The organism is Cysteiniphilum marinum (assembly GCF_014857925.1).
Taxonomy (GTDB): domain Bacteria; phylum Pseudomonadota; class Gammaproteobacteria; order Francisellales; family Francisellaceae; genus Caedibacter; species Caedibacter marinus.
Window position 1 is genome coordinate 23,414 of record NZ_JACYVZ010000034.1, and the last position, 6,728, is coordinate 30,141.

Annotated in this window: 7 protein-coding genes; 6 read left to right on the plus strand and 1 reads right to left on the minus strand. The window is 33.1% G+C overall.

Features of this window, described 5'->3' with window-relative positions:
- Positions 1–19 precede the first annotated feature (19 nt).
- Positions 20–1,180, minus strand: coding sequence for a porin (locus IE867_RS11855; protein ID WP_192484930.1), 1,161 nt, complete (start codon positions 1,178–1,180; stop codon positions 20–22).
- A gap of 338 nt (positions 1,181–1,518) precedes the next feature.
- Here IE867_RS11855 and IE867_RS11860 point away from each other — a divergent pair, with 338 nt between their 5' ends.
- From IE867_RS11860 to IE867_RS11885, 6 genes are all read left to right on the plus strand, one after another.
- Positions 1,519–1,842: a hypothetical protein gene (locus tag IE867_RS11860; protein WP_192484931.1), complete on the plus strand. Its 324-nt coding sequence runs from the start codon at positions 1,519–1,521 to the stop codon at positions 1,840–1,842.
- Between the two features lie 66 nt (positions 1,843–1,908).
- A complete protein-coding gene (locus IE867_RS11865; protein WP_192484932.1) occupies positions 1,909–2,526 on the plus strand; it encodes a hypothetical protein in 618 nt (205 codons plus the stop codon).
- A gap of 108 nt (positions 2,527–2,634) precedes the next feature.
- Positions 2,635–2,880: a type II toxin-antitoxin system Phd/YefM family antitoxin gene (locus IE867_RS11870; protein WP_192484933.1), complete on the plus strand. Its 246-nt coding sequence runs from the start codon at positions 2,635–2,637 to the stop codon at positions 2,878–2,880.
- Positions 2,858–3,127 (plus strand): type II toxin-antitoxin system RelE family toxin, encoded by a 270-nt coding sequence (locus IE867_RS11875; RefSeq protein ID WP_192484934.1) that lies wholly within the window; start codon positions 2,858–2,860, stop codon positions 3,125–3,127. Before IE867_RS11870 ends, IE867_RS11875 begins: the two co-directional genes overlap by 23 nt.
- A gap of 112 nt (positions 3,128–3,239) precedes the next feature.
- Positions 3,240–3,815, plus strand: a complete 576-nt coding sequence (locus IE867_RS11880) for a hypothetical protein (RefSeq protein WP_192484935.1) — start codon at positions 3,240–3,242, stop codon at positions 3,813–3,815.
- A gap of 202 nt (positions 3,816–4,017) precedes the next feature.
- Entirely contained in the window at positions 4,018–6,480 is a 2,463-nt protein-coding gene (locus tag IE867_RS11885; RefSeq protein ID WP_192484936.1) for a hypothetical protein, read from the plus strand.
- Positions 6,481–6,728 lie beyond the last annotated feature (248 nt).

The window sequence follows — 6,728 nt, forward strand, 5'->3', positions numbered from 1 at the left end:
TAGATATTCAGAGAAAACCTTAGAATACCACACTAGCAGAAAGTGTTAGCATACTGACATTTTTGTTGGGAATCCCATAGAATAATCCAGATTGTCCGTTGTGTGGCATGATGTAGCTATATTCACCTTTTAGGACGATATTCTGTGCGATATAGCGATTCAGACCAATGGATAATGTCGTTTGATTCTCTGGGATTTCAGTCGGCCAATTCTGTGGGTTGTTGAGTGTGTCACTATTGGTAGTGTGTAAATTAGCAATGCTTATATATGGTAACCAATTATGCGTGTTATAACCAACGCTGATATACTCACCAAGTAAAGATGCCATTGGATCAGCCTTACGATAGGCCATTTCAGCACTTAACATCAAGTTATTAATATTCCAATTTGCACCTAAACTTAAGAATTGTGCATTAATACCTTTTTTATTGGTTGTTTGGTTTTGTACCGTGGCACCGACATCAACTTTACTAAACATATAAGCACCATGAAGACTAAAACGACCATCATTTAAGTCGACGCTTGACCCAATCAGATTATAGGCTTTAGCATCTAAGATGATCTTATCTTGCAAGGTTGGGGCAAGTCGCATCATCGCATCATATTTAAAATCGTTTTGACCGTAAAAAGGCGATAAGGTTAGCTGCCAATTTTGATTTAAATCAAAGATATAATCCGCTTTGATACCGTTGAATGAATAAAAAGGAATAATACGATAGACCTCATTGGGTAAGAATGCGTAAGGATAACTATAGCCAACATCGATTTGTTGTGAATAAAGATAAGATGGTAGTTGCATACGTCCAGCACTAACACGTAGATTAGGGTTAACTTTATAGGATAAATACAACCAAGGTGTTGTTAAATTAAAGGCATTATGTCCATTCGTGCTGTCACCATTGGCAACGACTTGACCAACGGCGCTAAAGCCACTGCCTAAATCAGCAGATAGCTGCAGACCTAATAATGATGGTGTTGCAAAGTTTGGGTGATTGTCAATTGTACCGTGCCCTGGAATTGCATAAGGCGTTGTGCTAGAGCTTACTGCCATCCCTGCCGAGGCAAAACCACTAATATCAACACCCACTTGTCCTAGGTTAAATGTATGAGCATAAACAGGTGCTATGGTGATTGTGCTGACAGCCAGTAGCAGTGATATTTTTGTTTTTTTGTAATTCATTTGATGACCTTTGATTGCTTGTTTTGAATAACAGGCGCCAAGATATCAACAAAACGATTTCAATCTAAGAAGATCAAATAATCAAATGATACATTTTGTCGTATTTATTTAAGTAAATAGCATTGTTTTTAAATGTTTTAGCACGAAATATTAAATGACGTAAACTTAATAAATTTACTTGCTTTAACGGAGATTTTTGATTTTATCAATGCACAATAGAGGCAAAAAATGAATGTATTATATCAAAACGACTAGTGCCAAAGGTTGTAATAATCAAAGTTTCGTTGAAAATGCAAGTTATGTTATTTATGTAATCTTAGATTAGCAGGAGCACTAATATGGCAAATCAATATGCGGATAGTTTTAGGGACTATATATCAAGAAAGTATAATAAGCCAGTAGAGCAAGTATTGGCTATTTTTTCGTATCGCAATATGACTTATCGTGATGTTGCTGAGTTAACTGGCTACAAAGAAACAACAGTACGTAAATGGTGTCGTTATTTTGATGTACAACTATACAGTGATTATGAGCCTTCACAGCATTACTCTATCGATATCTTAAGTGCGATTCGTAGTGAAAAACTCAGTTGTGATAATGTGTTATTTCGACCTTGGCGCAGTCAGCTATCAGCTAAGTTTTATGTCAAAACAGCATTTTAATTTACATTTATTTAATGATGATTGAGATATGATTGTGCAACTTAGCAAAGAGTTAATGATCAGTTTATGCGAAATAGAGTTAATGGAATTCATTTTAATCAAGGTGAAAACTGGCAAGCCGTGTTAAAGTACGGTAAATATTTAGCACTGCAGTGCAGTCGTTTTGTATTAATCATAATGTTTTTGGTAGCCGCTCTATTTAATAGCTGTTTTGCTCAGTTATTGGTGATTGCTAATAAAGCCTTTCCAGTTAATCAATTAACATCACACTCGCTGCTTGCATTATACACATACAATAATCATCTTAATGACATCAATGTGACAACAGTTGAGCAAAGCAACATCGATATTAATTCAGTATTTTATAATGCACTGGGTGTTAATGATGCTTACATCAATCGCACACGTGCTCAAGCGCAATTTTCGGCACCCTTAGGGTTCAATGCGCCATTAGTGTTAAATTCGGCACAAGCCGTCCTTGATGCAGTAGCAAAGCATCGTAACTACATTGGCTATATCATTGTTTCGCCTGAGCAATTATTACCGGATGATGTCAAAATTATCTATCAAGCACCGACAAGTACAAATATGTATCAAACCATCAACGCACCAAAGACAAATAATCATCTGCAAAGTGGCGATATTTGCTATCTAGAAAATGGTAAGAAAGTCTGCTTATCTTAAATTAATGCGCCTATAGCACATGGCTAAAATGGTGGCTTTTTACATCTTGATCTACTAAGTGGTTTACTCTATACTTTGATCAAATTAATCAAATAGGTTTATTTAATCATGATAAGCAGTACAGAGTTTAAAACACATTTAGGTGAGTATTTAACAGAAGCAATGCACAAAGCTGTTTTTGTGAAACGTCGATCAAATGAAGCCGTGCTTATTAGTAGAAAGGAATATGAGAGATTGCAAGCTATTGAGGATTCATATTGGCTTAGTAAAGCATTGCAAGCTGAAAGAGATGGGTATATCGGTGTTGAACAAAGTATGGATAAGCTAAAAAATGCTCTTGATCAATCTAAGTAAGCAAGCCGATAAATTTCTTGATAAATTACCACCAAAACAATTTAAACAAATTGTAAAAGAACTATTTAGATTAGCTAAAAATCCTGAACAAAATGACATTATAAAACTAAAAGGGTCGAATGATTTTTTTCGTAAAGATATAGGTGAGTACCGAATAATCTATAAGACAGATAGTGGAATACTTTATATAACTGTAGTTGGAAAAAGAAACGATGATGAGGTCTACAAAATTTTTGATCGAAAATAATACGCCAGTAATAAGTATTTTTGATACATTTTGTGCAAATATTTTATTTTCGATTGATGTTAATATCGTAAGATGACAATGGATGTGCGAGAGTCTAAGGCTAATAGTGAAAGTGAGTTTAAAACTTTGTGGCGTTTTTGGTGGGTTAGTCATTGATCTATGCTCGATTAGTTTAGGTTATCCAAATGATCGACTAATGGCTCAAGGGAGTGTGCTTAAGGTCAATCAAATCTCATTTTTTGTTCCCAAAAAAGATTCAGTATGCGCGTATGAAATTATTGAGCAAAAAGATCAAACATCAACACATAGTTATAACTGCCAATTACACATCTATCATAATACAGAAGATAATTCGATTGTATTAACCTATGAGGTAAAGGGACAATGGACAACTCAGTACTCTCAAGGAGAGGATGGCTGGCATTGGCGAATAACAGAGGTCCCTAACCCCAAAAGTAAGTTGACGTTGTATTCCCCATTTTTTCTTGAGTTTAAGGATATGGGGGTGAAAATGAATGTTTCAGCGCCTTCGAATTTACACAGTAACTTAACCATCAATGGAGGGTTGTTGATTGTTGGTAGAAAGTTGCATACGTTATCAGCCGTTGCTAAAATTTCATTGAGCTCAGGTTATCCTGTTTTTGAAGGATCAATCCAATGGGGTATACATCACGCTGTTTCTGTTTGAGGCAGACCAATACTTAGTTTTATGTATCAAAGTGTGTTTTTTTGAATAAAAATATCTCAATTTTGACATATAATATTTTCTTTGTGCATCTAGCTATCCTTTATTTTATGGGCTTTAGGTGACATATTTGAGGCTTTGCTAAATGGGCGTTGATTCGTAATACTGTAATCACTTTAACAAATCCAGTCTAAGCGAAATTCGTATGTCTATCTTTAATTTTACGAACAACTCAAAGAGTGATGCTTTCAACACCTTAAGTAAATATATGGATGCAATTATAGCTGACAAATTAAATAAAGATTTAAGTGGCGAAAACGATATTCTTTCAGAAGGGTTTGCTGAATATAAGGAGTGTTTTAAGGATAGTGATAACGATATAGAAAGTTTGGAGAGTCAATGGGATGCTTTTTATCAGGAGTATTTGAATTCACTGCAACAACTTAGTGATTTTCGTGTTAGCTTATCTCAAGTTAATCGAAAGCTTGAAAACGTTAAAGATCAGCTAAATGATCATTCTGATTTAAAAGAATATTTTGAAAGTATCGATCAGTTGATTAATAAAAAAGAGCATCACTCAATTAAAAACAATGAATTGAAAAGAATAGATGATAAGCGAAGTTTATATGAATATAACATCGCATATAACTGGCATGATGATAATCTTTCAATATCTGATGCTAATAGCATTAGTGGATATTCAGAAAATGATGACTTAAAAGTTGAGTTTGTTGAGGCTTACAATGCCTATGAAGAGTGTTATAAGCACTTATCTGCAGAGGTTCAGGAAGTTGAAAATAATTACTTGTATTATAAAAATAAAGAACTTAGTTTAGAAGAGAGCGATTTTGAATTAATCACTTTTTTAGAAAAATCGATTGAAAACCTAAACAGTAAGTCTCAAATTCTACCATTATTCAAACAGGACTTTTTGTCAGCAGTTGGCAAACTTAGCGTAGCATTAGATAAAGATATTTATGACTTAGTAAAAAACAATGAATTAATGCAAAATAGAATCGATGGTGTAGCTAATTATAACTATTATTATCAGGATAGCGCTGTAATGCCATATGTTAGTCGTCATAGCATTCAGTCATCAGATAGTTTGAATCAGCCAAGGTTAACAATTGAATTCGATACAGTGGAAACTGAAATTTTCTATGATACCAACTCAAAATTTAATAGCTCATTTCTAATGGGTAATGACAAATATACGACTTGGACAACGAAGAATGATGACTTCCCAACTGTGATAAACAATCAAATATATGACAACAGTAATATACAACAGGAGAATATAAATATGAACTATATTGACGCACTAAATAACCTAACTCGAGCAAATATAAATACGATAGTCGTATCTGCTTTTTATGATCAAGATAATATGCTCACAACGGAGTATAAGCAATTTTTGCAAGCCCTTTATACAGAAGATACTAAAGACGATTCTTTTGAATGTAGTGAAAACAAGATTTTTCAAAATCAACTTGCTAAATTGAATCAATATATTATTACACAAGTTAAGGATCAAGATTTAGCAATAGATCAAGATCAGATTGGAAAGCAGTCTTCAGCAGATTTACGTTTGTTATATGAAAATTATCGAGTTGTTCAATTAGAAAAAGACAGAGAGAGCTATTTAAATCAAAAGCGTCAAGAGTTACAGAAGTTAGAGAATGACAATAAAGATAATCTAGATCAAAAGCGTCAAGAGTTGCAGAAGTTAGAGAATGATAATAAAGATAATCTAGATCAAAAGCGTCAAGAGTTACAGAAGTTAGAGAATGACAATAAAGATAATCTAGATCAAAAGCGTCAAGAGTTGCAGAAGTTAGAGAATGACAATAAAGCTAATCTAGATCAAAAGCGTCAAGAGTTGCAGAAGTTAGAGAATGACAATAAAGCTAATCTAGATCAAAAGCGTCAAGAGTTACAGAAGTTAGAGAATGACAATAAAGCTAATCTAGATCAAAAGCGTCAAGAGTTACAGAAGTTAGAGAATGACAATAAAGCTAATCTAGATCAAAAGTATCAAGAGTTACAGAAGTTAGAGAATGATGGTGATGAAGATATTAAGAAAAAAATTAATGAAATACAAGATTTAGAAATTAAGCATAATAATGAACTTGGCAACGCAAAATATAAGCTTAATGAGGATGAGAAAAATAATTTTTATGAAAGTTGTATAAACTTATCTGATGAGGTTATCAATTACAATCGTCAAATTGTTGCAGATTTAGGTAAAAAAGGCAATTTTGAACATACGAAGAAAGTTAAGACACTCTTAACTAAAATTAGCGACTTAAGTTTGAAGTCAATGACACTGCTAGAAAGTAACGATCCAATAGCTGAACATTTACAGTTCTTACAAAGTAAATTTGAAAACTATGCTAACAATTATAACAAACAAAAAGTCAGTGGTAAAAATATCAAAGAAGATTTGAAAATGTCAGAAGATAATTATCTTGGCAAAAATAATAAATTGAATGATTCAAAATCTAGTGACAATTCATCAAATAAATTGTTTAGCTCAAACATAGATAGGAATCATGGTAAGTTTTCAAAATATATGAAAAATTCGAATAATGAAGATCATAAAAAAGAGTCTAGATACATAACTGACTATATGAGTTCTAACGAATTTAAAGTAGAGTTAAACAAATAAATTAATTCTGACACTAAAAACATAACTAAAAACATAATGGGGTCAATAATAGGGTTACAGATGATGGGGGCACAGAAGTAATGGGGGCAAGGCTAATTTTCGTCACATGATTATTTTATATGGGAGTGTTCATAAAACTGTGTCAATTTAAATTTAATATTGATGTAATGTGTTATTGCTAGAATAAACAGAGCAACTGTCAAGGAGGAACGCAGCAACGTGTTGCGAGTAGTCCTTGATGGTTGTGA

What these genes read in the sequence shown, in the direction of transcription:
- IE867_RS11885 (WP_192484936.1), top strand. Translation starts at nt 4,018, where the DNA reads ATGTCTATCTTTAATTTTACGAACAACTCAAAGAGTGATGCTTTCAAC.
- IE867_RS11875 (WP_192484934.1), top strand. Translation starts at nt 2,858, where the DNA reads ATGCTCTTGATCAATCTAAGTAAGCAAGCCGATAAATTTCTTGATAAA.
- IE867_RS11860 (WP_192484931.1), top strand. Translation starts at nt 1,519, where the DNA reads ATGGCAAATCAATATGCGGATAGTTTTAGGGACTATATATCAAGAAAG.
- IE867_RS11855 (WP_192484930.1), bottom strand. Translation starts at nt 1,180, where the DNA reads ATGAATTACAAAAAAACAAAAATATCACTGCTACTGGCTGTCAGCACA.
- IE867_RS11870 (WP_192484933.1), top strand. Translation starts at nt 2,635, where the DNA reads ATGATAAGCAGTACAGAGTTTAAAACACATTTAGGTGAGTATTTAACA.
- IE867_RS11865 (WP_192484932.1), top strand. Translation starts at nt 1,909, where the DNA reads ATGCGAAATAGAGTTAATGGAATTCATTTTAATCAAGGTGAAAACTGG.